Genomic DNA, 26,347 nt, shown 5'->3' on the forward strand with positions numbered 1-26,347 from the left:
CGTGTACCTCGCGGACAGCCGCCACACCCCGGCGTCCGACGCCGCCCCGGCCCCACGGCCGGGGCGGCCCGCGCGGATCGCCACCACCGTGCTGGCGCTCGGGACCGTCAGCCTCGTCACGGACGTCTCCTCCGAGATGGTCGCCGCCGTGCTCCCGCTCTACCTGGTCACCGCCATGGCCGTGTCCCCGCTGGGGTTCGGGGTGCTGGACGGGGTCTACAACGGCGCGACCGTCGTGGTCCGGCTGCTCGGCGGGCTGCTCGCCGACCGGCCCGGCGCCGGGCACGGCGACCCCGGCGGGCACGGCGGGCCCGGGCGCCACAAGGCCGTCGCGGCCGCCGGGTACGGCCTGTCGGCGCTGTGCAAACCGGCGCTGCTGCTGGCCCGCACCACACCGATGCTCGGCCTGGTCCTCGCCGTGGACCGGGCCGGCAAGGGGCTGCGCACCGCCCCGCGCGACGCGCTGATCTCCCTGTCCACCCCGCCCGAGCGCCGCGCCCGCGCCTTCGGCGTGCACCGGGCGATGGACACCGCCGGCGCGTTGGCCGGACCGCTGCTGGCCTTTCTGATCCTGCGCGCCGCCCCGGGCGGCTACCACGCGGTCTTCTCGGTCAGCGCCTGCGTCGCGGCGCTCGGCGTCGTGGTCCTCGTGCTGTGCGTGCCCGCCCGCCCCGGCGGCACGGTCGGCGGCATGCTCCCGCTGCCGGCCGGACGGCCCGCCGCCCGGCTGCTGCGCCTGCCCGGCCTGCGCCGTGTCTGCCTGTGCGCGGCCCTGCTCGGACTCGCCACCCTCAGCGACTCGTTCGTCTACCTGTTCGCCCAGCGGCGGCTGGGCCTGCCGGTCGGCTGGTTCCCGCTGCTGCCGCTCGGCACGGCCGCGGTCTACCTGCTGCTCGCGGTGCCGCTGGGCGCGGCCGGAGACCGGTACGGTCGGCGGCGGGTGTTCGTCCTGGGGCACCTGGCGCTGCTGTGCGGGTACGCCGTCCTGCTGCTGCGCCCGGCCGGCGGCCTGCCGGTCGCCGCCGTCGTCCTCACCCTGCACGGCGTGTTCTACGCGGCGACCGACGGGATGCTCGCGGCGGCCACCGCCGCCGTCGTGCCCGCGGCGCGGCAGGGGACGGGCCTGGCGCTGGTGGGCACCGGCCAGGCGGCCGGCCGGTTCGGCTGCTCGCTGGCCGTCGGTGTGCTGTGGGCGCGATGGGGCGACGGTGCGGCGCTGGCGGTGATGACGGCCGTGCTGGCCGGGGCGGTGGCCGTGGCGACGTGCGTGCTGCGGCCTGGTCCCGCGCGCGGGAAGGAGGCGGTGTGAGCGACGGGCGCAGGTTCCTCGTCCTGCTCACGGCGGTCGCCCTGCTGGCGGCGACCGCCACGCTGGCCGTGCTGCACGCCGCCGGGCAGGCCCGCGGCGCCCGGGCGGGCGGTCCGCCGGTGCGGGCCGGGACGGTGACGCTCGGCGCCCAACCGGCGGGCCCCCGCCTGGTGTTCCGCACCATGACCTGGGGCCCCGACCGCGACCGGCTGGCCTCCGTCCCGCTCGGGCAGCCGGAGGACACCCGCACCGCGGCCGCCGCCCCCACCTGTCTGCGCTTCCACGCGGCGGCGGGCACCGGGATCTGCCTGCAGGCGGTGCACGGGCTGGTCCAGGACGGCTACCGCGCCGTGGTCCTGGACGCGGCCCTGCACGAGGTGCGGCACTACGACCTGGCCGGGATCCCGACCCGGGCCCGGGTGTCGCCCTCGGGGCACCTGGTGGCGTGGACGGTCTTCCTCAGCGGCGACTCCTACGCGGGCGGTTCCTTCTCCACCCGCACCTCCGTCCTGGACACCCGCACCTGGACGCTCCAGGAGAACCTGGAGGACGACGCCGTCACCCTCGACGGCGCGCCCTACCGCGCCCCGGACGTCAACATCTGGGGCGTGACCTTCGCCGACGACGAACGGTTCTACGCCACCGTGGCCACCGGCGGCCGCACCTACCTGGCCGCCGGCGACGTCACCCGCCGCACGCTGACCACCCTGCACGGCAACGTCGAGTGCCCCTCGCTCTCCCCCGACGGCTCCCGAATCGCGTACAAGAAGCGCGTGCCCGGGCTGCCGGACGACGCGCCCTGGCGGCTGTACGTGCTGGACCTGCGGACCATGGCGGAGAGCGCGACCGCCGAGCAGCGCGACGTCGACGACCAGGCCCTGTGGCTGGACGGGCGGACCCTCGCATACGCGCTGCCGAGCGACGACGGCACCGACGTGTGGAACGTCCCGGCCGACGGCTCCGGGGCGCCCGCCCTGCTGGTGCGCGCCGCCCTGGCACCGGCCGTCGTCCGCTGACCCTCCACGGCGGGCCTGCAACGGACCATACGACGGGCCCGGAACGGACTCGGTACGGACCTGACGAATCGTCAATTATCCCTCGGCGGGCCGCCGGCAGGATCGGCGGCCCGCCGAGGGGCGCTCCCCGCCGGGGCGGTCAGCCCGCTCCGGGCGGCACCGACGCGAGGTCGTCGTTCCACTCCCAGGACAGCCCGTAGATGCCGGGGGTGACGTCCGGGAACACGGCACAGGCGTGGCCGGCCGGGGAGACCCGCACCTGCTGGTCGCTGGACGGCGGCGCGTCGTGCTGCGGGCGCCAGAGCGCGGCGCACCCGGCCGGGAGGTCGGCGGGGTCGAAGCGCGCCCGCAGGACCAGGTTCTTCCCGGGGAAGCGCACCATGCGCTGGTAGTGGGTGGCGACCTGCTCCGAGGGGTAGGCGTAGCTGTACTCGACGATCGTGCACTGCCCCGGGACGAGCACCAGGTCCAGGAGCAACTCGGCTGCGGCAAGGCCGCGTTCGCGGTCCACCCGGCGCCGACCGAGCCGGCAGCCGACCAACCCGGTCAGGCCGAGGTCGGCACCGGCGGACATCTCGGGCTTGGCCTGGGTGAGCAGGATCAGCCGGTCGGCGCCCGCTGCCAGGGCGCGGACCACCTGCACGACGTCCACCCGGCGTTCCTCCCGCCGCGCGCCGATGTGCACGTCGACCCGGGTGTGCAGGGTCTCCACCCGGGCGTTGGTGCGCGGGTCGAGGTCGGCCAGGACGCCCTCCACCGCCGGGTCGCCGAAGGTGCTGGCGTAGTCGAGTGAACCGGGGACGTGCTCCACCCAGCGTCCGCGCGGGCGGCGCGGGCCGAGCAGGACGACCAGTTCGTCCCGGTGCAGCCCCAGCACCTCCTCCAACACCCTTACGGCGGCCAGCGAGTCGGGCCGTTCGGGTCTGCTGCGGCCGCGCTGCCAGTAGCTCAGGCTGGAGACGCTGACCTGGACGCCACGGCGGTCGAGCCGGCGCTGGATCCCCTCCAGACTCAGTCCGCTGTCCCGGATCGCCGTGCGCAGCGCGAGGTCGAACGGTCCGGTGCGCAGGGCCTGGAGGAGTTCGGGGCGGCGCGCGGGGCCGGCGGGCCGAAAGGGTGGACCGGGCACGGTGTCCTCACTCTCCCCGGGGACCGCTGCCGGGCGGCGGTCGTTCCGGCGGAGTCCCACGATGGCAGCGAAATCTACCGCCGGACGGCGTCGCGGGAGCGGCTGCTCGCAGATCCTTCACCTCCTCCGCCCGGCCGGGCGTCCGGCCGCCGCGCGGGGGTGTGCGTCCCCGCGCGGCCGTCGGCGGCGCTCGGCGGCGTCACGGCCGGTCGGGCGCCGTCAGGGCCGGGCCGGCGCCGGGTCCTGGACGCGCCCCTGCAGCTGCCTGGACAGCTCCGCGACGCAGGCCGCGAGCTGCCCGGTCGTCAACTGCCCCGGATCACCGCCGCACCCGCCCGCCGGTACGACCGGCGGCGCGCCCGTCGGCGTCGGCGCGCCGGGGGCCGGGGTCGGTGCCGGGGCCGGGGTCGGTGCCGGTGCCGGGGTGGGCTGGCCGCCGCCGGGCGGGGTGATGCTGCCGTTCAGCGACACCAGGTTGGGCGTCACCGTCGCATCGCCCGACAGGTCGATGTAGTCCTGGGTCTGCCCGTTGAAGTCCACGAAGCCGCGCCACATGTCCCGGCCGTACGGGATGATCTCCTGCAGCGCGCCGCCCTGCCCGGCGCTGATGGTGATCGAGGTCTGCTGCGCCATGTACGACACCATCCGACTGGCCAGCACGTCCAGGTTCACGGGCGGGGCGTCGTCGCCGCGCACGTACACGTGCAGGTCATTGAGGCCGCCGCCGGCCCGGTCGGCCTGCAGGACCGCGAACGCCACCACCAGCTGCGAGGAGCTCTCCCGGGGCACCAGCGGCGTCACGTAGTACAGGTGGCCGTCCGCCTTGGAGCGCAGCAGGAACTCGCCCGGGTTGCCGGCGTTGGTCGCCGCCGAGGTGTGGTCGTAGCCGAAGCCGCGGTCGTCCTTCGCGCCGCGTCCGCCGAGCCACTGCACCTCGTGGATCTGGTCCCGGACCACCGAGGCCGGGTACACCGCCCCGGGCAGGTCGCCCGGGGCCACCTGCGCCCGGTAGGTCATGCTCGGGCGGCCGTCCGGCGAGCCGCGCAGGACGAGCACCCCGGCCGGCTCCAGCACGGTGCGCTGCTGCCAGCCGATCTGCCGGGCCACCGAGATCACCACCACCGGCTGGGCGGTCCGGGGGTCGGCGCCGTCGCAGTAGCCCCAGATGTCCTGGTCGCTGTAGACCAGGTCCGGGAACCGCTCGGCGAGCAGGTTGCGCAGGCTGACGGCCCCCGTGCCGGCGAAGGCCCGGTCGAACGCATGGTCGCCGCGGAAGGCGCAGGTGACGACGGAGTTCGAACGGCCGTCCCAGACCGCGACGCCCTCTGTCGGCTGCTCGCCGGAGCCGTCCAGGACGGCCGTCCACACCCCGCCGCCCTGCGAGGCGTCGGGCAGGTAGTGCAGGCTGTGCCCCATCAGGTGGACCCCGGAGGTCAGGCCGGCGCTGTCGGTGAGCGCCTTGGTCGCCGCCGCGTAGGAGGCGGTGCGCGCCTCGAAGTCGAAGTCCGGCATCGGCGCGGTCTTCACGCAGGCCGGCACGTCCGCGGTGCCCACCAGGTCGCAGCGGCCGCCGTCGCCGGCCCGGGTGTGCTCGGTGACCGGCAGCACCGACCGCGGTGTGCCCGCTCCGCCGGCCGGGACGTCGAGCACGGTCGCCGCCGCGTAGAAGCGGCCCGCGTCCTTGTCGTCGTCCCACAGCCCGGTGCCCACCCGTACCAGCGAGCCGACCACGGCCAGCACCACCGCCGCCACCGCCAGGCGCGCCCGCCACCCACGGGAGTCGGCCCCGGACTGCTCGGCGAGGTACACGACCGCGCCGACCGTGCCGCACAGCCCCACCGCGACCCACACCCAGAACAGCGGGGTCGCGTCCAGCACGCCGCCGTGCGGGAAGAACTCCTGCTGGAGCAGCAGCACATAGCTCTGGTCCTGCTGCCCGAACCCGCCGAACGCGACGTGCTTGACCAGCCACACCAGCGCCACGACCAGCGGCATCCACAGCCACCAGGCGGCCAGCGCCCACACCCCGCGCCACACCGCACCCCGCACCGCACCGCGGCGGACATCACGCCCCGTCACACGCCCCCCCTGTCCGCGCCCCGCCGCCGCGCCCCTGGCCCGATAATCCTCCGATGCTACGCGCCGGGCCGCCTCCGTCGCCGGGAAACAGGGGGCATCGGGCACGGCCACCCGCGCGGCCGTGCCCGATGCCCGCTGGTGGGTCAACGACGCTGCTGCCTAACGCCGTTGCATCGCCCGGTCCTCCGCCGCGCGCCGCTGTCGGTTGGCCCGGTCCTTCGCGGCGTCCTTGCGCGCCTGGGCCGCACCGGGGGGCTCCACGACGAAGTTGCAGTTGCCGCAGACGTAGCCCCCCTCCGGCCCGTAGGTGATCTCCGCCCCGCACTGCGCGCAGTGCATCCCGGACACGCTCACCTCCCGCGTGGTGACCTCCCGCAGTGCGGCGTTCGCCGGCGGCGGGACCACGTACCAGCACGATCCGCAGACGTAACCACCCTGCGGGCCGCGGCCGACGGGCTGCCGGCACTTGCCGCAACGGGGAGTGTTCATACCTACCTCACGATGGACGGGACGACGGGGACGGCCAGCGGATCCGACGGCACCGCGCGGCCGATGACGGCGCCGCACTGCCCGCAGGCAAGTTGCTTACCCTGATCCTGCATCAGCGACCCGCAGTTCGGACACTGCATGGCGATTCCCTCCGGTCTCTACGGTGGTGCAGCCATGGTGGCGCGGGTGCCACGGCGATCGGAACCCCCGGACCGCGCCCGCTTCGTACCGGCAGGTACCCGGCGATCGCGCGCCGGGCGAACGGTCCTGACGCTCACTCGACCCGCCCGACTTTCCGCCCGCCCGGCCCGGGGCCGGCGTTCGGCGTCCTCGACGTCCTCGACGTCCTCGATGTCCTCGACTCAGGGTCGGTTGGTGGTCACCGTGCCGGCCGGCAGCACGCCGCGCGAGAACGACGCGACCAGGAGCGCGAGAGCGACGAGGAGTCCGCTCGCCCACAGCGGCCCGAGGTCCCCGGCCGCGGTGCGCAGGGCCGTCGCGGCGACGACCGGTCCGACGGCGGCACCGACGTTGAGTGCCGCGGTCGCGTAGGCGCCGGCCATGGAGGGGGCCGCGGCCGCCTCGTACAGGACCCGCGTGATCAGCGTGCTGCCCAGCGCGAAGGACAGCGCGCCCTGGACGAACACGAGGACGAGCAGGGCGGCCGGCCGGTCGGCCAGCACGGCCAGGGCCGGCCAGCCGACGAGCAGCAGCGGACCGCAGACCGCGACGACCTGCCCCGGACGCCGGTCGGCCAGCCGTCCGGCGACGGTGACGCCGATGAAGGAACCGGCGCCGAAGAGCACCAGGACGACGGGGATCCAGTGCTCGCCCAGCCCGGCGGTGCCGGTCACCAGGGGGGCGAGGAAGGTGAAGCTCGTGAAGGTGGCCGCGTTCACCAGCGCGCCGAGCAGCATGGCCAGGAGCAGCCGCGGACTCCTGAGCTGTGCGAGCTCCGCCCGCAGTGGCGGCCCGTCAGCCGCGTTCCTCCGCACGCGGCGCGCCGGGACTCCGAGGAGGATGCCGACGGCCGCAGGCAGGCAGAGGACGGCGACGGCCCAGAACGTGGCCCGCCACCCGAGCACAGTGCCGAGCAGTGATCCCGCGGGCACGCCGGCGATCGTGGCCACCGTGGTGCCCGACAGCAGCACGGCGAGCGCGCGTCCCTTCTTGTCGGCAGGGACCAGCCTGGTGGCGGTCGTCAGAGCGACGGCGAGGAACCCGGCACAGGCGAGCGCCGCGACCACCCGGGTCACGCACAGGACCGGGAAGCTCGGGGTGGCGGCACCCACGGCATGGACTGCCGAGAACACGAGGACGAAGCCGAGCAGGCTCGACCGTGCGGGCCGGTGGCGGGCCGACGCTGCCACGAGCGGGGCGCCGACGATCATGCCGGTCGCGAAGGCCGAGGTGAGCAGGCCCGCGGTCCCGACGGTGACGCCGAGGTCCGAGGCGATGTCCGGCAGGAGGCCGGCGAGCATGAACTCCGAGGTGCCCATGGCGAAGACAGCCAGGGCAAGCAGGTACAACGGGAGAGGCATCGAGTGGCTCCGGGGTGAGGAGAAGCGAGAAGGTCATCTCGTCACCGCGGTCAGCACCCCTGGGGCGCACGCGTCCGGCCGCGGAACGCGGCGGGACGGCGGAACTGTGGAGTCAGTGGTTCAGGGGGCTGACGGCGTGACCGAAAGCCCCCACCCGGTCTGATTCAGGACTCGACATGGTCCGCACACTACCCGCCCGGCACCCACCGACGCACCCCTTTTCAGATGTCGGCCCCTGCCACCCACCTCAGGCCGCGCAACCACCGGCGGGCGGCAACGGCCCGTGGCGTTACGGCGGTTGGTCCGCGCGCCACCGCGTGGGCGGGGCGACGTGGGTGGGACTCGAGGCGACGTGGGTGGGTCGGGGACGGCGTGGTGGCGCGCGGTGGCTGCCGCGTCAGTGTCGGCGTCCGGCCGGGCGGCGGCCGGCGGCGTCGCGGGAGCGGGCCGGGCCGTCGGCGGGCGGCGGCTGGTCCGCCGGAGGCTCTGTCCGCTCCGGGCGCAGGGCCAGGCCCACGCCGACGGCGGCCGCGGCCAGGCCCAGCGCGGCGAGCGGCCGGGACCACTCGCCCACCGTGGCGGGGGCGAAGGCCGGTGGCAGGACCAGCAGCGCGGCGGTGAGGGCGGCGGCCGCGGAGGCGGGCCGGATGCTCGGGTGCCGGGGGCCGAACGCGTCGAGCAGCAGCAGGTGACCGGCGAGCAGGACGGTCACGGCGAGCGCCCGCCACCAGGACGGTTCGCCGAGGGCGGCGAGCAGGACGGAGGCCGCGGCGAGGAGGGTGGTGCGGGTCGCCGACAGGCGCGCGAGCCAGGCCGGCGGGGCACCCGACGCGTCCGAGGCGTCCGGTGCGGGGACGGCGGCCCACAGGGCGCCGACGGCGACCGGCAGGAGGCTGACCGGCCCGAGCCGGTCGGTGAGCGTGCCGTCTCCGGTGCCCGCCGCGGCGAGGGCGAGGGCGGTGCCGGTGGCGCGCAGGGCGGCGCGTTCCAGGCGCGGGGCCCAGCCGGTGTGGTGGGCCGGTGCCGCGGCGCCCGTACGGGGGTGGCGGGCCGGTTCGGCGAGCGTGCGCAGCGGTGACCCCGGCTGCGTGGCGCGGGTCGCGCGGGTCGGACCGCTCGTGCGGGTCTGGCGGGTCGCGCGGGTCGCCGGCGTATTCGTCTTCGTCGGTCCGGTCATCGGGCGGCTCCCACGATCCGGCGGCGCAGCAGGGGCCCGAGGGCCAGGTCCAGGCTCTCGCCGGGCGTGTGGCGGACCACCGGGACGCCCCGGCCGCGCAGGGTGGCGCGCATCGCCTCGCGTTCCGCGCGCCACAGGCGCAGCGCGAGGGCGTCGGTCTCCTCGTCGGGGCCGACCGCCGGCTCCCCGACCGGGATCTCCACCACGACGAGCGGGTTGCCGCGTTCGCGGACCTGGCCGAGCACGTCGAGGATGCGCTGGTCGGCGAGCGGGGTGAACGCGTAGACGAGGGCGTGGCCGGGCAGGGCCGCGAGCGGCAGGGTCGGCAGGGGGCCGCGCTGGGGGCGGTCCTGACGGACCTCCAGCACGCTCTCCACGATGCGGTAGAACTGCCGGTCCCCGGTGGAGGCGGTGAGCAGGCGCAGGCGCCCGCCGACCGCGACGAGGCCGATCCGGTCGTGGCGGCGCAGGTAGGCGCGGGTCAGGCCGGTGGCGGCGCGCAGGGTCTCGTCGAGGCTGCGGCGCCCGGTGGCGGCGTCGATGTAGTCCGCGAGCGTGTCGAGCAGGACGACCGCGTCGGCGGCGCGTTCGGCGGCGAACTGGTTGATCTGGACGGCGTCGCGGCGGGTCGTGGACGGCCAGTGGATCCGGCGCTGCCGTTCGCCGGGCACGTGCGGGCGGACGCCGACGACCTCGATGCCGGTGCCCTCGTGCGCGGTGGTGTGCTCGCCGATCCGTTCGGGCAGGCGGACCGGGATCGGGGTGAGGCGGGCGGTGTCGGGGACGGGGAAGACGTCGACGGTGCCGAGGTCGGTGCGGACGGTGCGGCGGGTCAGGCCGCGGGCGTCGGGGACGTCGACGTCGACGACGCCCAGGTGGCGGCGGCCCCAGCTGGCGGCGTGCAGGACGAGGTCGACGCCGGTCGGGGTGACGGTCAGCGCGTCCAGGGTGAGGCCGGGGCCGAGCGTCACGACGGGCTCGGGCGGGCCGATCCGGCCGTCGTGGTGCACGGTGACGTGCACGGCGACGGGCTCGCCCTCGAAGCAGCGCTGCGGGCGGACGGTGCTCTCGGCGGACAGCCGGGTGGGGCGGCTGCGGCCGGGAGCCGCCAGCGCGAGCAGGACGGCCGCGAAGGCGGCCGGGGCGAGCAGCCAGGCGTGGCCGGTGACCAGGGCGGCGACGGCCGCGACGGTGGCCACGGTGAGCAGGCGCAGGGTCTGCTCGCCGGGCCGCCAGTGCGGTGACGGCGGGCTGTCGGGCAGGCCGGCGGCGGTGGCGCGGGCGCTGCGGGCGACGGCCAGTGCCCGGACGCGGCGGGCGATCCGGTCCGTGCCGTCGGCGGGCCCGCCGGTGGCCGGGGCCTGATTGGCAGCTGGGGCCCGGCCGGTGGCCGGGGTCCCGCCGCTGTCCGGCACCGGGTTCACCGTGCGCCCGCCCGGGGCAGCGTCTGCGGTGCCGGGACGGAGGCGACCAGCCGCGCCAGCACGTCGTCCGCCTCGATCTGGCGCACCCACAGTTCCGGCTTGAGCGTGATGCGGTGGGCCAGGGCCGGGCCGGCGAGCGCCTTGACGTCCTCGGGGGTCAGGTAGTCACGGCCTTCCACCATCGCGTGGGCGCGGGCCAGTTGGACCAGTGCCAGGCCTCCGCGGGGCGAGGCGCCCACCTGGATCTGCTGGTCGTTGCGGGTGGCGTCGACGAGGGCGATGACGTACCCGACCAGGTCGTCGTCGACCTCGACCCGTTCCACCGCCGCCCGCATGGCCAGCAGTTCCGCCGGGCCGACCACGGTCTCCAGGACCGGTTCGGGGGCCGCGCGGTCGATCCTGGCGCGCAGCATCGCCGCCTCCGTGGCGGTGGGGAGGTAGCCCATGCGCACGCGCAGCAGGAAGCGGTCCAGCTGGGCCTCGGGCAGGGCGTAGGTGCCCTCGTACTCGATCGGGTTGGCGGTGGCGATGACCAGGAAGGGGTCGGGCAGTCGGCGGGTGGCGCCGTCGACGGAGACCTGACCCTCGGCCATCGCCTCCAGGAGGGCGGCCTGGGTCTTGGGCGGGGTCCGGTTGATCTCGTCGGCCAGCAGCAGCTGGGTGAACAGCGGGCCGGGCCGGAACACCATCTCGCCCGTGTTGCGCTCGTAGAAGGGGGCGCCGGTGACGTCCGAGGGCAGCAGGTCGGGGGTGAACTGGATCCGGCGGAAGTCCAGGCCGAGGGTGGTCGCGAAGGAGCGGGCGAGCAGGGTCTTCCCGAGGCCGGGCAGGTCCTCGATCAGGACGTGCCCGCCGGCGAGGGCGCCGAGCATGACCAGGCGCAGCGCCTCGGGCTTGCCGACCACGGCCCGTTCGATCTCCGCGATCACCGCGCGGGCCCGCTCGCCGGCCTGCTGCGGGGTCAGCGGCGGGGTCGGCGACAAGGTCGGCGGCGGAGTCGTCGGGACGGCCCCGGGCAGTACGGGGCTCGTGGGGCTGGTGGAAAGGTCGGGCATGACTCTCCTGCAGAAACGATTCGGTCGGTGGGGAGGACTGGGACGGGTGGAAGGGGACGGGAGGGATGGGAGGGGTGCCCGCCCGGGCCCGGGGCCGCCCCCGGGACGCAGTGGGTCACAGCGAGTCGAGCCGGTCGACCAGCTCGCGCAGGACCGCCGCCGGGAAGGCCTCGGCCGGGGCGGGCGCCAACGGGTCGATCCACGGCCACAGCCGGGGCCCGAGGAGCTCGGCGGCCCGGGCGCGGTCGGCCGACAGGTCCACGCCGTGCGCCTCCGCGAGCCGTACCGCGTACAGCCGTTGGAGCCGGAAGCGCAGCGGCGCGGTGTCCCCCTGGGGGTCGAGGCCCTGGCGGACCGTCCAGCGCCAGTCGCCGAGGCCGGGCTCGTACGCCTCCATCTGGTGCGGTCGACGGCGCCGGAAGAAGGTCTCGGCTCCCGCTCCCGCTCCGGCGACCCGGCGGGCCACGAGCAGGCCGACTGCGGTCAGCAGCACCGCACCGGCCCCCGCCCCGGGCCAGCCGCCGACCAGGGCGAAGAGGATCTCGGCGAGGACGGCGGGTACGGCCAGCTCGATCAGGCTGTGCCGCACCGAGCCCGGCCGGGCCAGTTCGCGGTCCGCCCCGTCCACGGACCCGTCACGTCGGAGTGCCGAACTGCTCACCGCTGCTCCCCAGTTGTGTGTGCCGCCGCTGCGTCGGCCGCGGCCTGTGCGCCGGCAGCCGTCGTGGCTTCGGCGTCCGCGAGCCGGGCTGCGATGGCGTCCAGGGCCGTACGGGCCCGGCGCACCTGGCTGTCGTCCATCGGGTGGGTCGAGTACCGGGCCTCGCGGAACAGCGCCGTCAACTCCCGTGCTCCGACGGCGTCGATCCGCTCGTCGGACATGGCGCGCAACAGCAGCTCCGTCGGGCTCTCCCACGCCTGCCGGGGCAGTCCGGAGGCGGCCAGCGAACCCTCCATCGCCGCGTAGCAGGCGATCACCGCCGCCCGGGCGTCCGCTCCCTCCAGGGCCCTGCGGCCGGAGGCGACGGCTTCGACGAGCGCGCCCTCGGGGCTCGCGGGCGCAGCGGGCGGCACCTCGGGCAGCTCCCGGCGGCGACGCCTCAACGTGCGCAGTTGGAGCACGGCGACCACGCCGAGGGCGACCAAGGCTGCCGCCGCCAGGACGGACAGTGCCACGAGCAGCAACGCGATCCCGTGGCCGGAGTCCGGCGAGACCGGCACCGGCGGGTCCGACGGGACGACCTCGGGCGTGGAGGTGGGCGACGGCAGCGGCAGGTGGGGCAGTTCGTCCGGCCCGGACCGCGACCGGCTGTACAGGACCAGCAGCAGGACCGGCACCGCGGCGGCGGCCAGTGGCAGCAGGAGCATGGCCGTCTCCCGCAGGCGGTCGGCCCGGGGTGTCGGCCCGTCGAGGTGGCGGACCTCCTCGCGGAAGCGCACCGCGAACCTGCCCACCAGCACGGCCCAGCCGAGCGAGAGCAGCACCACGTAGCCGAGGCCCGTCACCGGCCCGCTCGCCGCCGTGCCCAGTAACCCGCTCCCCGGCCGCAGGGTCGCGGCAGCCGTCAGCAGCCCGACGACGACCAGCAGCACCCCCGTCGGCCTGCCGTACCGCCCGCGCGTACGCGACGGCGATCCACCGCTCATGCGAACCCCCCGGTCCCCCGCGCGCGAAGGGCGCGCGAGGTGCAGCGTCGCACACCGGCCGTCACGGTGTCACCTGCCGTCGCAGGCGTCCCGCGCACCCCTGGCGTCCCCGGCGTCCCACGGTCCGCCGGCCCGTCCCGGCGCATACCGACGGCGGCCGCTCCGAAGGCGAGCTCGGAGGCGAGTTCCGGAGGCGCGTCCGAAGGCGAGTTCCGGAGGCGAGAAAAATTCTTCGAAACCACCCGCAACCCCGGCGACCGCCGCACGTCTGTATCAGTGAGAAGCGAGGAACGGGGCCAACTCCCAAGGGGGCGTCCTCCGTCCGAGAGCCGGCCTCCGCGACCCGTCGGGTCCACGAGGCGTCTCGACCGCTGACTCGCGTACACCCACGTACACGCACACACCCACATCCCATCGCATTCGGTGTCGCCGAATCCTCTATTCGGCATGCCCACAACAAGTTGTTCCAGGGGGAACCATGTCCAGCACCACCCGCATCCGCCGTTCCCGCCGCGCGGTCGCCGTCGCTGCCACGCTCGGTGTCCTCGCGCTCGGCGGCTCGCTCGCGCTCCCGGCGCAGGCCGCCTTCGCCGACGGCGTGCACCAGGGGACGCTGACCGTCCGGACGCCCGAGGCGGTCGGCTTCGCCGGCCAGCCCGTCGCGTTCACCGAGACCGTGACCAACACCGGCACCGAGACCACCGCCTTCTCCCTCGTCCTGCAGACCACGACCGAGGCGGGCACCCCGCCGCACGCGATCACGATCGACTACAAGGACCCGGCGAACGGCACGTGGACGTCGGTCCCGCTGGAGTTCTACCGCGGCGACGGCGAGGCCACCTACCACGGCCTGATCAACGGCATCACGGTCGCGGCCGGCAAGACCGTGAAGCTGGACATGCGCATCGGCGCCCCGATGGGCCTGCCGCACGACGGTGCGAGCAACGGCGGCTTCCGCTCCATCACCCTGAGCTCCCGCCTGACCGTTCCGGGAACGTGGGAGAACCTGGGCGAGCTGGTCAGGACGATCTCGGTCGAGTCCATCGCCAACTCCGTGGCGCACGTGCCCGCCACGGCGGTCGCCGGCGGCGAGCCGATCGAATTCGACGCGGTGCTGTCCAACCCCACCCCGTCCGCCTACGTCAACCTCGGCAACGTGCTCTTCACCGACAGCCACGCCACCGTCCAGGTCCGCAAGGCGGACGGCACGTGGACCACGCTGAAGAAGGTCACCGGCGGCGACCCCGACGACAAGCCCGGCGTCTACCTGCAGGGCCGCAACTCCTCCATCGGCGCCGGGAAGACCACGGTGACCCGGGTGCGCGTGTCCTACGACGGGACCACCCCGCTGGGCGCGACCGAGATCAACCCGTGCGTCTTCGTCAACGAGGGGAGCACCCCGTTCCTGGGGACCACCCTGTGCAGCCAGGGCAGCACCGTCAAGGTCGTCGCCCCGACCTCGGCCCCGACCCCGACCTCCACCAAGACCCCGACCCCGACCCCGGCGCCCACCAAGACCACGGGCACCTCGGGCACCGGCACCAAGCCGACCACCGGGACCTCGGGCACCGACACCAAGCCCGCGACGGACGTGAGGCCGGCCACGGACACCAAGCCCGCGACCGACACGGTGCCCGCCCCCGTCGCCCCCGTTGCGGGCGTCGCCCCCGCCGCACCCGTCGCGGGCGAACTCGCCGCCACCGGCGCCGGGTCCGACACCGTCCCGGCAGTCGCCGCCGCCGCGGCGCTCGCCACCCTCGGTGCCGGCGCGCTCGTCCTCGTCGGCCGCCTGCGCCGCCGCTCCTGAACCATCCGCCGACCCGCGCCTCCCCGGTCACCCACCGGGGAGGCGCGGGTCCGTTCGCGCCCGTGGCCATCCGCCGACGGCCATCCGTGCCGGTGGCTACCCGCTCCGATGACTCACGAACGGACCGTCAGGCCGTCCAGGGTGAGGTCCAACAGGCGTTCGGCGCGTGCTCTCCGGTCGGGCCCGGCCGAGGTGAGGGCGATGCCTTCGAGGGCGGCCCCGAGGTCGGCGGGGCTGATGTCGGTGCGGATCGCGCCGACGGCCGTGCAGGCGTCCATCAGGTCGGCGAGGGCCGCGCGGATCATGTCCCGGCTCCGGCCGTGCGAGATGTTCCCGGCTACGGCGAGGGCGCGCAGCGCGTCGGCCATTCCGGCCTTGGCGGCGACGTAGTCGAGGAAGAGCCGGGTCCAGGCGCGCAGGGCCTCGTAGGGCGGTTCGGCCGCGAGCAGGCCGGGGACGGCGTCGCACAACTGGGCCAGCTCGTTGCGGTAGACCGCCTCGATCAGGGCTTCCCGGGTGGGGAAGTTGCGGTAGAGGGTCGCACTGCCGACGCCCGCCGCCCTCGCGATGTGTTCCATCCGGGCGTCGAGCCCGTCCTCGGTGTACACGCGCACGGCGGCCGCGAGGATCTTGTCCCGGTTGCGCTGCGCGTCGGCGCGCAACGGGCGGTGTGAGCTGCCGTCGGTCACGTGTCGTCCCTTCCTGTCTGCCGGTCGATCCTTCCCGGCCTGTCCGCCGATTGCCAAACGGGGGGTTCCCCGCTTAACGTTCCATCAAGTGGAGGACTCCCCACTTCAACCGCAGGCCACTCTCACACCGGTCCGCCTGCACGACTCAGGAAGGCTGCCCATGACGGGAATCGAAGGCAAGGTCGTGGCGATCACTGGCGCCAGTAGCGGAATCGGGGCGGCCACGGCCCTCCACCTCGCCGGGAGGGGCGCCCGACTCGTCCTCGGAGCACGACGGAAGGACCGGCTGGACGCGGTGGTCGCGCAGATCACCGCGCAGGGCGGCAACGCCGTCGGCGCCGTCGTCGACGTGACCCGCCGCGAGGACCTACGGCGCCTGACGGACACGGCGCTCGACCGGTTCGGCCGGCTCGACGTCCTGGTCTCCAACGCCGGCACCATGGCGGTGTCCCCGTTCGACGAACTGCGCCAGGACGACTGGGACGCCATGGTCGCCACCCACATCACCGGCCTGCTCAACGGGATCGCGGCCGCCCTCCCCGTCTTCCGGGCGCAGCGCTCCGGCCAGTTCGTCACCATCGCCTCCACCGCGGCCTACACGGTGAAGTCCCCCCAGGCCGTCTACGCGGCGACCAAGACCGCGGTGAAGGTGCTCACCGAGGGCCTGCGCCAGGAGTCCGGGCCCGACCTGCGCGTCACCCTCGTCTCCCCCGGCTTCACCCACACCGAGGGCATCGGCAAGGGCGCCGCCCCCGACGTGGCCGCGGCACTCCTCCGGCAGCGCGACGAGATCGCCATCCCGCCCTCCGCCATCGCCTCCGCGATCGCCTACGCCATCGACCAGCCCGAGGGCGTCGACGTCAGCGAGATCGTCGTCCGCCCCACCGCACAGGCCTGACGCCGGAGGGCGGCCCGTGCCACCGTCCTCCCACCGGGGAACATCAACGCTGGAACGCGACGGCCGAGAGGTCGGTAGCGACTTCGACAGCCTGGTACCCGTAGGTATCCGCCGCGTCGACGCGCACCATGAGACAGAACCGATCGGGCGACTCGATCTCCTTCAGGAGAACCTTGTAGTCGCGTTTGAGCAGGTGCACCGCAGCGCGGTTGGCGATCGCCGACTGCCCCATGATCACGAGGACCGGCTGAGCGTGCCGGGGCGGGGTGAACTTCGCGACCAGGGCATGGTCAGCCCGCCCCTGCTCGTGGATGAAACACTCACCGCCGACGGTGAAGTCACCACGTTGATTGACGCTCACGCCCGGCAGGTGCCGTGCCACGTATTCGACGTTGCGCCGATTCGATCCAAGACCACCGATGCTGAGTTCGGCGCGATCCCCGTTCAGCTCAGGTGCTTCGGCGGCAACGAGCGAGAACGCACAGCCTGCCTCCTCGGCGAGCATCGCCAGCTCGATGATCGCGTAGACATCACTGTGCTCGGTGACCGCGGGCACCTGCCAGTGGCTGTTCAGGATGATGACGCAGGGCACGCCGGGCCGCAGGCCGAGGAGTGCCTGCTTCCGGTGAAGAATGCGAGCGGTACTCACGCGCTTCCACACCCACACGGACCCGCCGCTGACGACGCTCGTGACCAGCCCGATCACGACATTCAGCACTGCATCCGACACGAAGCGCCCCCGCCCTCGTCCAGCCGACACGATCTGCTGGTCGGTGAGCCAGCCTACTGATCAACGGCCCGTGCGGCGTGGTGATTCGGCGACTCCAGGACGCCGCGGGCTTGCCCCGCCGGCAGCAGATCCTGGCGGTCGACGAGAAGCAGCACGTCACCGGCCGAGTAGACCCTGCCAGAGCTTCCCCTGTCTGCTTCGCGAACCGTCCGGACCGCATGGGATGAGGTGGCGCCCACCGCCACGGGTCCCGGCCGTTGTGCGGCCGGGACCCGTGGCGGTGGGCGGGGCGCCCGGCGGGATCAGTTCGTGGTGCGGGGGGCGAAGACGCCGAAGGTGGCGCCCTGCGGGTCGCGGACCACGGCGATCCGGGGGCCGTTCTCCATCTCCACGTCGACGGGCCCGTGCAGGATCTCCGCCCCCAGGCGCGTCGCGGTCGCCGCGGCGGCGTCCACGTCCGTGACCTGGAAGTACGGCGCCCAGTGGGACGGGACCTCCGCCGGGATGGAGGCGTCCATCGCCATCACGCCGCCGAACATCTCGCCGGCCAGGCCGACCATCGGGTAGACATCGTTCGGCCAGACCTGCCAGCCGAAGGTGGTCCTGTAGAACTCGACCGCGGCGTTCTTGTCCCGGGTCGACAGGTCGACCCAGCCGAAGGCGTTCGGCTCGTTGACCACGCCGAACCCGGCGAACTTCCGGGCCTGCCAGACGGCGAACGGCGCGCCGGTCGGGTCGCTGAACAGCGCCCAGCGGCCGAGGTCGCCGATCTCCATCGGCCCCATCCACACCTGGGCGCCCGCGCCCTTGGCGGTCTCGCAGGTGGCGTCGACGTCGTCGGCCGCGAAGGACACCAGCCACATCACCGGCTGCTGCGGGTTCATCAGCGGCGCCACGGCCGCGGCGGGCGCTCCGCCGTGGGAGAAGGTGGTGTAGCCGCCGTACTGCGGGTCCGGGTCGGTCTCGGCACTCCAGCCGAACAGTTCGCCGTAGAACGCCTGAGCGGCGGGGAGGTCGTGGGCGCTCAGCTGCGCCCAGCACGGGGAACCGGGGACGATCTTGGTTACCTTCAACGCACGAGCCTCTCGGTGTCGGGGTCGGGGCAGGAGGACCATATCTGACCAGTCGTCAGATCTCCGGCAGGACCGGCGGCTCGGAGGTCGGCCGTGTGCGGCGGGGTCGACGCCGACGTCCACGTGCCTCGCCGGCGCGCTGTCCGACCTCGGCAACCGACTCGCCGCGGCCGCTCGGCCGGAGGCGGCACCGACCGCCACCGAGGAGGCGGTGCGCATCCAGCAGGCCCTGGCGGCCGCGAACCCCGAGGCGTTCACGGCCGACCTGAGGCGCTTCACGCACAACCGTGACGCGCTCCGCGCGGAGCTCGCCGAGCGCTCGCCCCGGCCGCGGCGACCTACGCCGACCCGGCCGGACGCCGCCCTCGTCCGCGTCCTGGTCCCCGTCCTGGTCCCCGTCCTGATCCCTCGCCTGATCCCCGCTCCGGCCCGCTCCCTCGTGGCAGATCAGGTTCCCGCCCTGGACCCCGTAAACCCCCGCGAAGCGGGCATGGTCGGCACGAGCCGACAGGCCGTACGAACCCCGACCGTTCGCCCCGGAGCCCGACAGCCCGACCACGACCCGGCGGCCGAGCCGAAAATCGCATGCGCTCCCACCAGGGCGCATGCCACTCTCGGGGCCATGCCGTCCCGTAACCGCCGTCTGCCGCGAGGGCTGTCCTGGCCGCTCACCCCGACGGACATCCGAACCGTCCTCAGGGAGCAGAAAACGGACACCGTCGATCTGGACTTCGCCGACCGTCCGTGCGACGACGGGACCCTGCTCCACGCGGAATGGCTCCCGCCCCTCTCCTCCAACTACGGCTGCGGCATCCACCCCAGCCTGTGGTCCAGCGTGCGGATCCGCGTCACGCCGCTCCCGTCCACCCGGCGGGCCGCCGCCCGCGAGGCCCTGCGACAGCAGGCCCTCCCCGAACTCGCCGCCTGGATCGACGCCGCCGAACGCGCGCCCGAGGCGTGGACCCTGACGCGACACAGCCGCTCCTGGCGCCTCGTCGGCGGGACCACCGACCACCGGGACGACGGCCGGCCCTACCGCTGACCACCCGCCCGGCCCGAGAAGCACGACCACACTCCCCTACTCCGTGAACCCGCCCGGCCCCACCGCCACCTGCGCCGCACGCAATCCCGCCGGGGCGCTTGAGCGATTCCGAGCCGGGGCGGTGAGGTCGTCCGGGTCGCCGCCGAGGTTGGCGGTGTCACCCTCGCCGTCACCCTCGCCCACGTGATCAGCGCGGCGGCCCCATGTGGGGTGCTCCCGCCACCGATTCACTCGAAGAGGTGAAATGTGTGGCGCGCCCTCCATGAACCGGCCGCACGACTCGCGTCCCACCGGTCCCGGCCGCGCGGCCGGGCCACCCACTGGTGCCGCCCACGGCACGGCCCGGTGACCGGAGCTGTCGCATCTCGGTCGGCATCGGACCGCTCGCCGTCGACTGACGTGCCATCAGAGTCGCTTGGCGACCGATTGGATCCCCGCCTGACCTGCCGTGTTACGTTTCGCGAACCAACCGGAAAACTGGCTGACCCCGGCGGTGCTTGCAACACCCCGGGGCCCGGCAACAGGAGTAATCGGCTCCCGATGCGTATTCATCGTAGCGCTCTCGTGCGTGACTTCGCCGTACTTCGCAACGCCGTCCTGCAGGACCGACGGCTCTCCTACACCGCCCGCGGTCTGCTCGCGGACCTCCTCTCCCGCCCCGACGGCTGGCAGGAGGACGGCCGGCACATGGCCGACACCAGCCCCCAGGGGCGCGGCGCCATCCGCAAGGCCCTGAAGGAGCTGATCGTCGCCGGCTTCTACCGGATCGAGACGATCCGCCTGCCCGATGGCACCCTCCGCACCGAGAACCACGTCTACGACACCCCGCAGCTCCCGGTACCGGGTACCACCCGTCCGGCGCCCGGTGAGGCGACCACCGGTGGTGCTGACGCCGTAGTAAAGAACCAAGACAAAGAACCCTCCCTCCCCGCCGCGCAGCACGCCGCGCAGCACGACGGGCCGGAGGACGGGCCGGAGGACGGGCCGGAGGACGGGCACCAGACTGCCGACGACCCTCCCCCGTTGCCGGACGAGCAAACCCGGGAGGCGGTCGCCGCACTCTTCCGAGCGATCCGGCCCGAGCCCCGCCTCCACCTCGGCGAGGCCGAAGCCCGGAAGCTCGCCCCGCTGGTCGCCCGGTGGCTGGAACGCGGCGCCACCCACACCGAACTCGCCCGGGCCCTGCTGCCCGGGCTGCCCGTCCCGCTGCACTCGGCGGCAGCCGTGATCCGCTACCGCCTGGAGCACAAGATGCCGCCCGAACGGGCCCCCGCACGCCCCTCAGCGCCCCGGTACGCCGAGTGCGCCAAGTGCCACGACCCCGTCCCGCAGCCGGGCATCTGCCGCCCCTGCGCCGGCCTTGCAGCACCCCCGCCCGCCGTCGGCGGCAGCGGCGCGACCACCCTCGTCGGAGTGGCCCGCGCCAGGGCGGCCCTGCATGCGGCCCGGACGACCGCACTGGGCTTCGGCGGCCTGGCCCAGCCCGGGTGAGAGCCCGGGGTCTCGACGGTCCGACGGCCAGGACGCGAGACACCCGGCTCGACCGACTGATCCGGATGCCACCGTGCGCGTGCAGCGCACCGGCCCTGCGACGAGGTTGAGGAGATGGACACCATCATCGTGCTCGAAGCGGACACACCGACCAACGTGCGGCTCCTCGGCCCCGACCACACCCCGGCCGACCCCGAGAACCCCGTACGCCGCGCGCACACCGCCCGCGCGGGGGCCTCGGGCGTCTGCGACCCCCTCACGCTGTGCGGCCTCGACACCGCCGACATGACCCTCGCCCCGCACCTGCCCACCGACCTCGGTGAACTGCGCCCCCGCCTCCCCTGGACCACCTGCAGCAGCTGCCGCAGCGCCGAGGAGGGCACCCTGCCCCCCACCGCCGTGCCCACCGCCACAGACACCTCAGGGACCACTGAAGACGCCCCCCTCCCGGCAGAACCTGCGGCGCCCTGAACCACCGAGGAACCGAACGGGGCCGCGAAAGCGGCCCCCGCCCGGCGCGTCGGTCCGCACGCAACACGGCCAGGCGGGTCGGCAGCGCCGCACGCGACGCGGCGACCGCCTCGACGGTGTGAACCGGGACGACCGAGGCCTCCGGGGCCTCTCGGGCACCCGCCGACTCAGCCGACGGCCAGGTCGCGCCCGTACCCGATCCGGGCGACGTCTCCGTGGATGTCGCCGAGGCGGCGATCGGGATTCAGGAGGGCGACGACGGCTTCCGTGAGCGGTCGATGATCGAGGACGTGCTGGATCGCCGTCAGGTCAGGGGCCTTCTCGTAGTACTCCTCGGCGAAGTCCCGATAGGCCGTGGCCGTTCCGGCCAGCAGCACGTCGAAGAGCCAGCTCGCACCGTCCACGTCGCCGATGCCCCCGTCCGGAAGGTCCACGGCCCCGCTCTGCCAGCCGACGTCCGAGGACTCCCGCCAGAAGCACACCGTCGCCCTCAGGGTTCCGTCCGTCTCACAGAACGACGGCTCGGTCAGGAGCGAGTGGAACGCCTCGGGCACCGCATCCACCAACCCCGGCCAGAGCCGTAGCGGGTCCTCGGCCCACGGTGTCATGGGCGACTCGTGGTCGAAGCCGCGAGCGAACGCGCCGGCCGACGAGAACACCACCGAGTAGTCGTTCCCCGAGCCGTCGTCCATCGACGCCAGCATCTCCGACTCGGACCACGCCAGGTCGAACGAGTAGTAGCGCAGCGATGGCTCGTCGCACATGATCACTTCCAGCACGGCCATGGCTTGGGCTCGGTCACGAACAGCCGAGATCTCCGGCAGCCGACTTGTCACCTCATAAACGGTCATGCGCTGATTCAACCGCAGCCCACTGACACGATCGCGGGCTCCGTCACTCCCACGCCGAGTGGTCGGTGTCAACCCCGCGACCCGACCCCGCCGGACGCCGGTACGTCCCGGCCAACACCGGCTTCGCCGTCGTCCAGTCGCAGACCGCCGACGTCTTTGCGCTGCGCCTGGCGCACAGCGGCGCCCTGGTGGCCTACCGCATCCAGCCCAACCCCGACATCCCCAAGGACTGGAACGTCGTCCCGTTCCCGATCAACCCGCGCTACACCGAGCAGGGCACCCTGGACGGCACCGTCGGCTTCGACGAGCGCGGCAAGGTCGCCGACCCCGACTACCAGGGGGCCCGCGACCGGGGCGAGTACAGCTACTTCAAGCCCCGCGTCAACAAGGTCGTCGACCCGCTCCGGCTGCAGAACGGCAACGACCCCAACGCGGCTGCGCTGCGCCAGGCCCGCCAGGCGGACCGCAAGCCGCCGTGCCGGCGGGTCCTGCACCGGGTCACCTTCGTCAGCCGCGTCCTGCCCGACATCCCGCCGGCCGACGCGCCCCCCGCTGGAGAAGGCCATGCGCCAGCTCGACGTGGAGAGCAACCACGAACTCGTCCGCCGCCTCGACCCGTACGTCAAGTCCGCCGCCACCAGCCTGCCCGAACTGGCCGAGGCCACCCGCACCACCCTGGCCCGGGAACTCCCCGAACTGCTCCCCCACACCGCCGACGTGATCGGCTTCCTCGCCCAGTACTACGGCGTGGAAGCCTGAGCCCGCGTCCCCGGTGCGGGGCGACCCGCCCCGCACCGGGGACCGTCGGGGCCCGAGCGGCTGCAGCTGCGGCTGTCTGATCGGCGGTCGCGTCGCCGTCGTCAGTCGAGGTCACTCCAGGTCCACACGGCGGCCGGCCGACCGTCGACCTCGTACCCATGGACGGCCTGATGACCGTCCGGGTGAGCGCCCTTGGGCCCGGCCGACTGGACGACCTCGAAGGACCACAGGGTCGCCCCGGAGGCAGCCGGCCGCTTCGGGGCCTCACCCTCGCCGCCACTCTGGTGCGCGGCCTTCATCGGCCCTCCATCCAGGCCTTGAAGTCCTCCTCGCTGCGCCAGCGGGTGTAGACGAGGTAGTTGTCGATGCCCTCGACCGGGCAACGCATCATCAGATGTACCTTTACGTCCATGGCCGAAGACCTGGTGACTCGCGCCCATTGGGCGATCTGACAGGGCAGAACTGGGCTGGACCGGCCCGCCTCTCCTTCGAGGTGGACGCCGACCCAACTCCCGCCGCAGGCAAAGATTCCGACTCGGACAACGCGGCACCGGGCCGGAAATTCGTCCCCCTCACGGGACGGGACATCAAGGGCCGCGACGAACAGGAGAAGGACGCCCGGCAGTTCGTCGAGAGCACGCCCTGCGACACACAGCTCATACATGAAAGGGAATCCTGTGGATTCGGTAGTCCGTATCTCCGAATTAAAGCAAGGTTACGGAAAAAAGATCATCATTTCGGGATTGGATCTCGAAATAGGCACTGGCGTGTTTGCACTGCTCGGCCCCAACGGCGCCGGCAAGACAACGCTCCTGCGTACCCTTGCGACGATCACACCGCCGCGCTCCGGGACGGTCGAAATCCACAATCAGAAAATTGTGTCAGAAAAGACTGCCCGAATGGCGCGACGCGGGATCGGATTCCTTCCGCAGGATTTCGGGTATTTACCGGCGTTCACCGTCCACGAGTTCGTTCGCTACAACGCGTGGTTGCGTCAGGTCCCGTCCTCCCAGGCCGACCGTGACTCCGTCGCGGTGATCGAGCGCGTCGGTTTGGCCGACCGCATGAACGCGCGAATGAAATCCCTGTCCGGCGGGATGGTGCGCCGCGCCGGTATCGCCGCGGCGATCGTCGGGTCCCCCGGCCTGGTCCTGCTCGACGAACCCACCGTCGGCTTGGATCCCGCGCAGCGCCTGGAGTTCCGCGAGCTCATCCGATCTCTCGACGATACGGCGGTGGTGCTCAGCACTCACCTGGTCGAGGATGTGGCGGCCGTCTGCAGCGATGTCGCGGTCATGGCATCCGGAGGTTTCGTGTTCCGGGGCACTCCGCAGCAACTCGGTGAACTGCCGGTACCGGTGGGCACACCTGGGGACACGTCGCTCGAGCGTGGTTATATGGCCGCGCTCGCGGCCCGGTCGGGTGGTGTTCGATGAAGCCCTACCTGGTGGAACTGCGCCGTTCCCCGCTCCGCTGGTGGTTTCCGTTGCTGGTCGCACTCGATCTCGCAACCCTCTTCGGCCGTAGCCGGTGGTGGATCGGCGAGTGGGCCCAGACGAGCGTTCAAGCACAGATCCCGGCCTTCTACTTCGCTCCTGTGCTGGCTGCGGCAGCCGCTTGGGCGGGGGGGCGCTCCGCTCGCCACAACTTCCACGACCAGATGGACTCTGCGTCCCGACCCTCCTGGCAGGTTCAGGCGGCCCAGCTTTCTTCAACGCTCACCTACGGTCTGAGCGCCTATCTCGTCGGTGTCCTGGTAGCAGCTGCCGTCAGCTGGCCGAAGGCCGGATCAGGCTTTCTCTGGCCTGGCTATCTGATCCTCGGTGCCGCGCTGCTGGTCACCTTCGCGAGCGTGGGGCACCTGGTCGGCTCGTGGTCGCGGACACAGTTCACCGCACCGGTGCTCGTCGGGCTGGGCTCACTGGTCGTCATCGCCTGGTTCGGCGCCCCGACATCACTCGGCCTCTACGTGATCTCAGGAGAGCCGTTCCGCTCGGCGTCGCAGCCGGCGGTCCTGGCGCGGAGCCTGCTGGCCCTGGCGGCCTTTCTTGTCGCGGTGACATTCACCAGGCGGTCTCCGCTTGCGACGGAAGGCAGTTGGCCCAACACCGCACGTCGCATCGGTACAGCCGCGTCCTGCCTCTCGTTGGTCATCGCCGGTGTCGGACTGATGGCCACGAAGCCCGTCCAGGTCGACCGTGCCACGCCGGGTGAGCCGCTGTGCACCTCCGGAGCACCGGCACTCTGCCTGTGGCCCGACGACCAGAAGTACCTTTCGCAGGCCGGAGCGATGAGCGAGCGCATTCGGCAGCTCCCCCAGGGCATGTTCGTGATTCCTGATGCTTTCTACGAAAAGGGCCTCCGGAGCGGCAGGCAGCATGCCTTCGAGGATTTCTACATCCTGGAAGGATCCATGTGGGATCCGGCCCAGTCGCTGGCCGGAAGCATCCTGTTCGCATCTCGGCCGAAGAACTGCCCACTGCCTGACGGGTCACGAGTCACCAAGGACTTCGTCCAGTCAAACGGGGAGCTCATGATGTGGCTGACGATGCGCATCTTCGGGGGCGGCCAGCCGGCTGGGATGCACGGCGGCCCACCGGAGGTGAATTTGGAACCCATCGCGCAGCTGATTCATCAACCCGAGCAGATCCAACTGGAATGGGCAAAGCAGCGGATTGACAAGATTCAACATGCCTACTGCGGCTGAGAAAATCCCGAGTCCGCAAGCCAGGAATTTTCTGCAGTATGCCCGCGCGCATCAGCTCCTGGCGCTCGCCATAGGCCTGACCCTACTGACTGCTATCAGCGCCTTCTTTGGATCGCAGATGCTGGCCATTCCAGGAAGTGGTCCCGGCGGGATGATCGGCGTCCCGATGCGCCGTGAACTTCCCATCGCTTTCGCCGCGCTCGCGGCGGGCAGTCTGAACAGTCGCATGGGCCAGTTCGAACTTGCCGCCGGCCCGAATCTGCGGGTCTACGAGATCTGGCATGTACTCATCGCGGGTAGCGTATCCGTGGCACTGGTCGGCGGAACCGAGTTCTTCGCGTCCGGGGCCGGCCTTGCGATCGTGCTTGCCCGGGCCTGCGTCATCTGGTTCGGTCTCGCGTTGCTCTCCGGTCGAATTTTCGGCCGGAAGCTGTCCTGGATCATCCCGGTTGCCACGATCTTTCCGCTCACCTATCTGGGGCAGGACGGTGAGGGCCAGGCCCGGTGGTGGGACTGGACCGGCCAGCCGCCTGAAAGCATTCCCTGCTGGGCCATTGCCATGGTGAGTACCGCATGTGGCATGGCCGCTTTTCTTCTGACCCCATGGCATGTACGGGCTTTCCTGCCCGCCAGAAACGGGCACGTCTAGCCCCGATCTTTCGTGACGGCCCGTCGGTGCATGCGGTTCCGGCCTCACCGCTCATGCGGTGAGGCCGGAACCGGCAATTTCATCCGTCTTCTAGGCGTTCTTGGGGCCGGTCGACTGGACGACGTCGAAGGACCAGAGGGTGGAGCCGGAGGCCGCGGGGCGCTTCGGGGCCTCGCCCTCGCCGCCGTTCTGGTGGGCCGACTTCATGGGGCCCTCCATCCCAGGGCAGCGTCGTTCTGTGGATGTGTCCGGTTTGGTCACGTGATGCAGAGGGTGGCGAGCGGGCGGTGGGGGTCGCGGGCATGATGGCGGAG

General features: G+C 73.0%; 25 protein-coding genes and 2 pseudogenes. 11 read left to right on the forward strand and 16 right to left on the reverse strand.

The window, feature by feature from the left end:
- The first annotated feature begins 1 nt into the window (after position 1).
- Both ABTY56_RS14565 and ABTY56_RS14570 read left to right on the forward strand, forming a co-directional pair.
- Positions 2–1,309, forward strand: a complete 1,308-nt coding sequence (locus ABTY56_RS14565; protein WP_350629102.1) for an MFS transporter — start codon at positions 2–4, stop codon at positions 1,307–1,309.
- Complete coding sequence (locus ABTY56_RS14570) at positions 1,306–2,325, forward strand: TolB family protein (RefSeq protein ID WP_350629103.1); 1,020 nt, start codon at positions 1,306–1,308, stop codon at positions 2,323–2,325. The genes ABTY56_RS14565 and ABTY56_RS14570 overlap by 4 nt, the downstream gene beginning before the upstream one ends.
- Before the next feature lie 139 nt (positions 2,326–2,464).
- Here ABTY56_RS14570 and ABTY56_RS14575 read toward each other — a convergent pair whose 3' ends face one another.
- The 9 genes from ABTY56_RS14575 to ABTY56_RS14615 all read right to left on the reverse strand — a co-directional run bounded on the left by ABTY56_RS14575 (position 2,465) and on the right by ABTY56_RS14615 (position 12,866).
- Positions 2,465–3,454: a helix-turn-helix domain-containing protein gene (locus ABTY56_RS14575; protein WP_350629104.1), complete on the reverse strand. Its 990-nt coding sequence runs from the start codon at positions 3,452–3,454 to the stop codon at positions 2,465–2,467.
- Between the two features lie 219 nt (positions 3,455–3,673).
- Positions 3,674–5,533 (reverse strand): hypothetical protein, encoded by a 1,860-nt coding sequence (locus ABTY56_RS14580; RefSeq protein ID WP_350629105.1) that lies wholly within the window; start codon positions 5,531–5,533, stop codon positions 3,674–3,676.
- A 159-nt stretch (positions 5,534–5,692) separates the two neighbouring features.
- Positions 5,693–6,022 (reverse strand): hypothetical protein, encoded by a 330-nt coding sequence (locus tag ABTY56_RS14585; protein ID WP_350629106.1) that lies wholly within the window; start codon positions 6,020–6,022, stop codon positions 5,693–5,695.
- 362 nt (positions 6,023–6,384) lie between these two features.
- Positions 6,385–7,563, reverse strand: coding sequence for a Cmx/CmrA family chloramphenicol efflux MFS transporter (locus ABTY56_RS14590; RefSeq protein WP_350629107.1), 1,179 nt, complete (start codon positions 7,561–7,563; stop codon positions 6,385–6,387).
- A 397-nt stretch (positions 7,564–7,960) separates the two neighbouring features.
- Positions 7,961–8,740 (reverse strand): hypothetical protein, encoded by a 780-nt coding sequence (locus tag ABTY56_RS14595; RefSeq protein ID WP_350629108.1) that lies wholly within the window; start codon positions 8,738–8,740, stop codon positions 7,961–7,963.
- Entirely contained in the window at positions 8,737–10,155 is a 1,419-nt protein-coding gene (locus ABTY56_RS14600; RefSeq protein ID WP_350629109.1) for a DUF58 domain-containing protein, read from the reverse strand. The genes ABTY56_RS14595 and ABTY56_RS14600 overlap by 4 nt, the downstream gene beginning before the upstream one ends.
- A 5-nt stretch (positions 10,156–10,160) precedes the next feature.
- Positions 10,161–11,219 (reverse strand): AAA family ATPase, encoded by a 1,059-nt coding sequence (locus ABTY56_RS14605; RefSeq protein WP_350629110.1) that lies wholly within the window; start codon positions 11,217–11,219, stop codon positions 10,161–10,163.
- Between the two features lie 115 nt (positions 11,220–11,334).
- Complete coding sequence (locus tag ABTY56_RS14610; RefSeq protein WP_350629111.1) at positions 11,335–11,880, reverse strand: hypothetical protein; 546 nt, start codon at positions 11,878–11,880, stop codon at positions 11,335–11,337.
- Entirely contained in the window at positions 11,877–12,866 is a 990-nt protein-coding gene (locus ABTY56_RS14615) for a DUF4129 domain-containing protein (RefSeq protein ID WP_350629112.1), read from the reverse strand. The genes ABTY56_RS14610 and ABTY56_RS14615 overlap by 4 nt, the downstream gene beginning before the upstream one ends.
- A 478-nt stretch (positions 12,867–13,344) precedes the next feature.
- Here ABTY56_RS14615 and ABTY56_RS14620 point away from each other — a divergent pair, with 478 nt between their 5' ends.
- Positions 13,345–14,673 (forward strand): hypothetical protein, encoded by a 1,329-nt coding sequence (locus ABTY56_RS14620; RefSeq protein WP_350629113.1) that lies wholly within the window; start codon positions 13,345–13,347, stop codon positions 14,671–14,673.
- A gap of 113 nt (positions 14,674–14,786) precedes the next feature.
- Here ABTY56_RS14620 and ABTY56_RS14625 read toward each other — a convergent pair whose 3' ends face one another.
- Positions 14,787–15,362, reverse strand: a complete 576-nt coding sequence (locus tag ABTY56_RS14625; RefSeq protein ID WP_350629114.1) for a TetR/AcrR family transcriptional regulator — start codon at positions 15,360–15,362, stop codon at positions 14,787–14,789.
- A 160-nt stretch (positions 15,363–15,522) separates the two neighbouring features.
- On the opposite strand from ABTY56_RS14625, the gene ABTY56_RS14630 reads away from it, so the two are divergent.
- Entirely contained in the window at positions 15,523–16,260 is a 738-nt protein-coding gene (locus tag ABTY56_RS14630; RefSeq protein ID WP_350629115.1) for an SDR family oxidoreductase, read from the forward strand.
- Positions 16,261–16,303: 43 nt separating this feature from the next.
- On the opposite strand, the gene ABTY56_RS14635 is transcribed toward ABTY56_RS14630, so the two are convergent.
- Entirely contained in the window at positions 16,304–16,990 is a 687-nt protein-coding gene (locus ABTY56_RS14635; RefSeq protein WP_350629116.1) for a hypothetical protein, read from the reverse strand.
- A 302-nt stretch (positions 16,991–17,292) separates the two neighbouring features.
- A complete protein-coding gene (locus tag ABTY56_RS14640) occupies positions 17,293–18,063 on the reverse strand; it encodes a VOC family protein (RefSeq protein WP_350629117.1) in 771 nt (256 codons plus the stop codon).
- Positions 18,064–18,685: 622 nt separating this feature from the next.
- On the opposite strand from ABTY56_RS14640, the gene ABTY56_RS14645 reads away from it, so the two are divergent.
- The 3 genes from ABTY56_RS14645 (at position 18,686) to ABTY56_RS14655 (ending at position 21,067) form a co-directional block, all read left to right on the forward strand.
- On the forward strand, positions 18,686–19,105 hold the full coding sequence (locus ABTY56_RS14645; protein ID WP_350629118.1) for a hypothetical protein: 420 nt from the start codon (positions 18,686–18,688) through the stop codon (positions 19,103–19,105).
- Positions 19,106–19,669: 564 nt separating this feature from the next.
- Complete coding sequence (locus tag ABTY56_RS14650; protein ID WP_350629119.1) at positions 19,670–20,596, forward strand: hypothetical protein; 927 nt, start codon at positions 19,670–19,672, stop codon at positions 20,594–20,596.
- Between the two features lie 114 nt (positions 20,597–20,710).
- The gene (locus ABTY56_RS14655; protein ID WP_350629120.1) at positions 20,711–21,067 is read left to right on the forward strand and encodes a hypothetical protein; all 357 of its coding nucleotides are present in this window, start codon (positions 20,711–20,713) and stop codon (positions 21,065–21,067) included.
- Between the two features lie 167 nt (positions 21,068–21,234).
- Here the strand turns inward: ABTY56_RS14655 and ABTY56_RS14660 are convergent, their stop codons facing one another.
- Both ABTY56_RS14660 and ABTY56_RS14665 read right to left on the reverse strand, forming a co-directional pair.
- Positions 21,235–21,918 (reverse strand): hypothetical protein, encoded by a 684-nt coding sequence (locus ABTY56_RS14660; RefSeq protein WP_350629121.1) that lies wholly within the window; start codon positions 21,916–21,918, stop codon positions 21,235–21,237.
- Positions 21,919–21,986: 68 nt separating this feature from the next.
- Positions 21,987–22,484, reverse strand: coding sequence for a hypothetical protein (locus ABTY56_RS14665; protein WP_350629122.1), 498 nt, complete (start codon positions 22,482–22,484; stop codon positions 21,987–21,989).
- Here ABTY56_RS14665 and ABTY56_RS14670 point away from each other — a divergent pair.
- Positions 22,483–22,677 (forward strand): hypothetical protein, encoded by a 195-nt coding sequence (locus ABTY56_RS14670; protein ID WP_350629123.1) that lies wholly within the window; start codon positions 22,483–22,485, stop codon positions 22,675–22,677. The two genes, ABTY56_RS14665 and ABTY56_RS14670, sit on opposite strands and share 2 nt — an antisense overlap.
- A gap of 185 nt (positions 22,678–22,862) precedes the next feature.
- Here the strand turns inward: ABTY56_RS14670 and ABTY56_RS14675 are convergent.
- A pseudogene (locus tag ABTY56_RS14675) lies at positions 22,863–23,056 on the reverse strand (antibiotic biosynthesis monooxygenase family protein); the annotation flags it as partial.
- Between the two features lie 283 nt (positions 23,057–23,339).
- Between ABTY56_RS14675 and ABTY56_RS14680 the strand changes: the two are divergent.
- From ABTY56_RS14680 to ABTY56_RS14690, 3 genes are read left to right on the forward strand one after another with little or no spacing between them, the layout of a single operon-like run.
- Positions 23,340–24,113, forward strand: coding sequence for an ATP-binding cassette domain-containing protein (locus ABTY56_RS14680; RefSeq protein ID WP_350629124.1), 774 nt, complete (start codon positions 23,340–23,342; stop codon positions 24,111–24,113).
- Positions 24,110–25,384: a hypothetical protein gene (locus ABTY56_RS14685; RefSeq protein WP_350629125.1), complete on the forward strand. Its 1,275-nt coding sequence runs from the start codon at positions 24,110–24,112 to the stop codon at positions 25,382–25,384. Before ABTY56_RS14680 ends, ABTY56_RS14685 begins: the two co-directional genes overlap by 4 nt.
- Entirely contained in the window at positions 25,368–26,033 is a 666-nt protein-coding gene (locus tag ABTY56_RS14690; protein ID WP_350629126.1) for a hypothetical protein, read from the forward strand. Before ABTY56_RS14685 ends, ABTY56_RS14690 begins: the two co-directional genes overlap by 17 nt.
- Before the next feature lie 90 nt (positions 26,034–26,123).
- Here ABTY56_RS14690 and ABTY56_RS14695 read toward each other — a convergent pair.
- A pseudogene (locus ABTY56_RS14695) lies at positions 26,124–26,252 on the reverse strand (antibiotic biosynthesis monooxygenase); the annotation flags it as partial.
- Positions 26,253–26,347 lie beyond the last annotated feature (95 nt).

Source organism: Kitasatospora sp. NPDC097691, assembly GCF_040302665.1.
In the GTDB taxonomy this organism is placed as follows: Bacteria; Actinomycetota; Actinomycetes; order Streptomycetales; family Streptomycetaceae; genus Kitasatospora.

Excerpts from the sequence above, each read along its gene's own strand:
- ABTY56_RS14585 (WP_350629106.1), bottom strand. The coding sequence starts at position 6,022 with ATGAACACTCCCCGTTGCGGCAAGTGCCGGCAGCCCGTCGGCCGCGGC.
- ABTY56_RS14590 (WP_350629107.1), bottom strand. The coding sequence starts at position 7,563 with ATGCCTCTCCCGTTGTACCTGCTTGCCCTGGCTGTCTTCGCCATGGGC.
- ABTY56_RS14595 (WP_350629108.1), bottom strand. The coding sequence starts at position 8,740 with ATGACCGGACCGACGAAGACGAATACGCCGGCGACCCGCGCGACCCGC.
- ABTY56_RS14605 (WP_350629110.1), bottom strand. The coding sequence starts at position 11,219 with ATGCCCGACCTTTCCACCAGCCCCACGAGCCCCGTACTGCCCGGGGCC.
- ABTY56_RS14615 (WP_350629112.1), bottom strand. The coding sequence starts at position 12,866 with ATGAGCGGTGGATCGCCGTCGCGTACGCGCGGGCGGTACGGCAGGCCG.
- ABTY56_RS14620 (WP_350629113.1), top strand. The coding sequence starts at position 13,345 with ATGTCCAGCACCACCCGCATCCGCCGTTCCCGCCGCGCGGTCGCCGTC.
- ABTY56_RS14630 (WP_350629115.1), top strand. The coding sequence starts at position 15,523 with ATGACGGGAATCGAAGGCAAGGTCGTGGCGATCACTGGCGCCAGTAGC.
- ABTY56_RS14645 (WP_350629118.1), top strand. The coding sequence starts at position 18,686 with ATGCCGTCCCGTAACCGCCGTCTGCCGCGAGGGCTGTCCTGGCCGCTC.
- ABTY56_RS14655 (WP_350629120.1), top strand. The coding sequence starts at position 20,711 with ATGGACACCATCATCGTGCTCGAAGCGGACACACCGACCAACGTGCGG.
- ABTY56_RS14660 (WP_350629121.1), bottom strand. The coding sequence starts at position 21,918 with ATGACCGTTTATGAGGTGACAAGTCGGCTGCCGGAGATCTCGGCTGTT.
- ABTY56_RS14670 (WP_350629123.1), top strand. The coding sequence starts at position 22,483 with ATGCGCCAGCTCGACGTGGAGAGCAACCACGAACTCGTCCGCCGCCTC.
- ABTY56_RS14665 (WP_350629122.1), bottom strand. The coding sequence starts at position 22,484 with ATGGCCTTCTCCAGCGGGGGGCGCGTCGGCCGGCGGGATGTCGGGCAG.
- ABTY56_RS14680 (WP_350629124.1), top strand. The coding sequence starts at position 23,340 with ATGAAAGGGAATCCTGTGGATTCGGTAGTCCGTATCTCCGAATTAAAG.
- ABTY56_RS14685 (WP_350629125.1), top strand. The coding sequence starts at position 24,110 with ATGAAGCCCTACCTGGTGGAACTGCGCCGTTCCCCGCTCCGCTGGTGG.
- ABTY56_RS14690 (WP_350629126.1), top strand. The coding sequence starts at position 25,368 with ATGCCTACTGCGGCTGAGAAAATCCCGAGTCCGCAAGCCAGGAATTTT.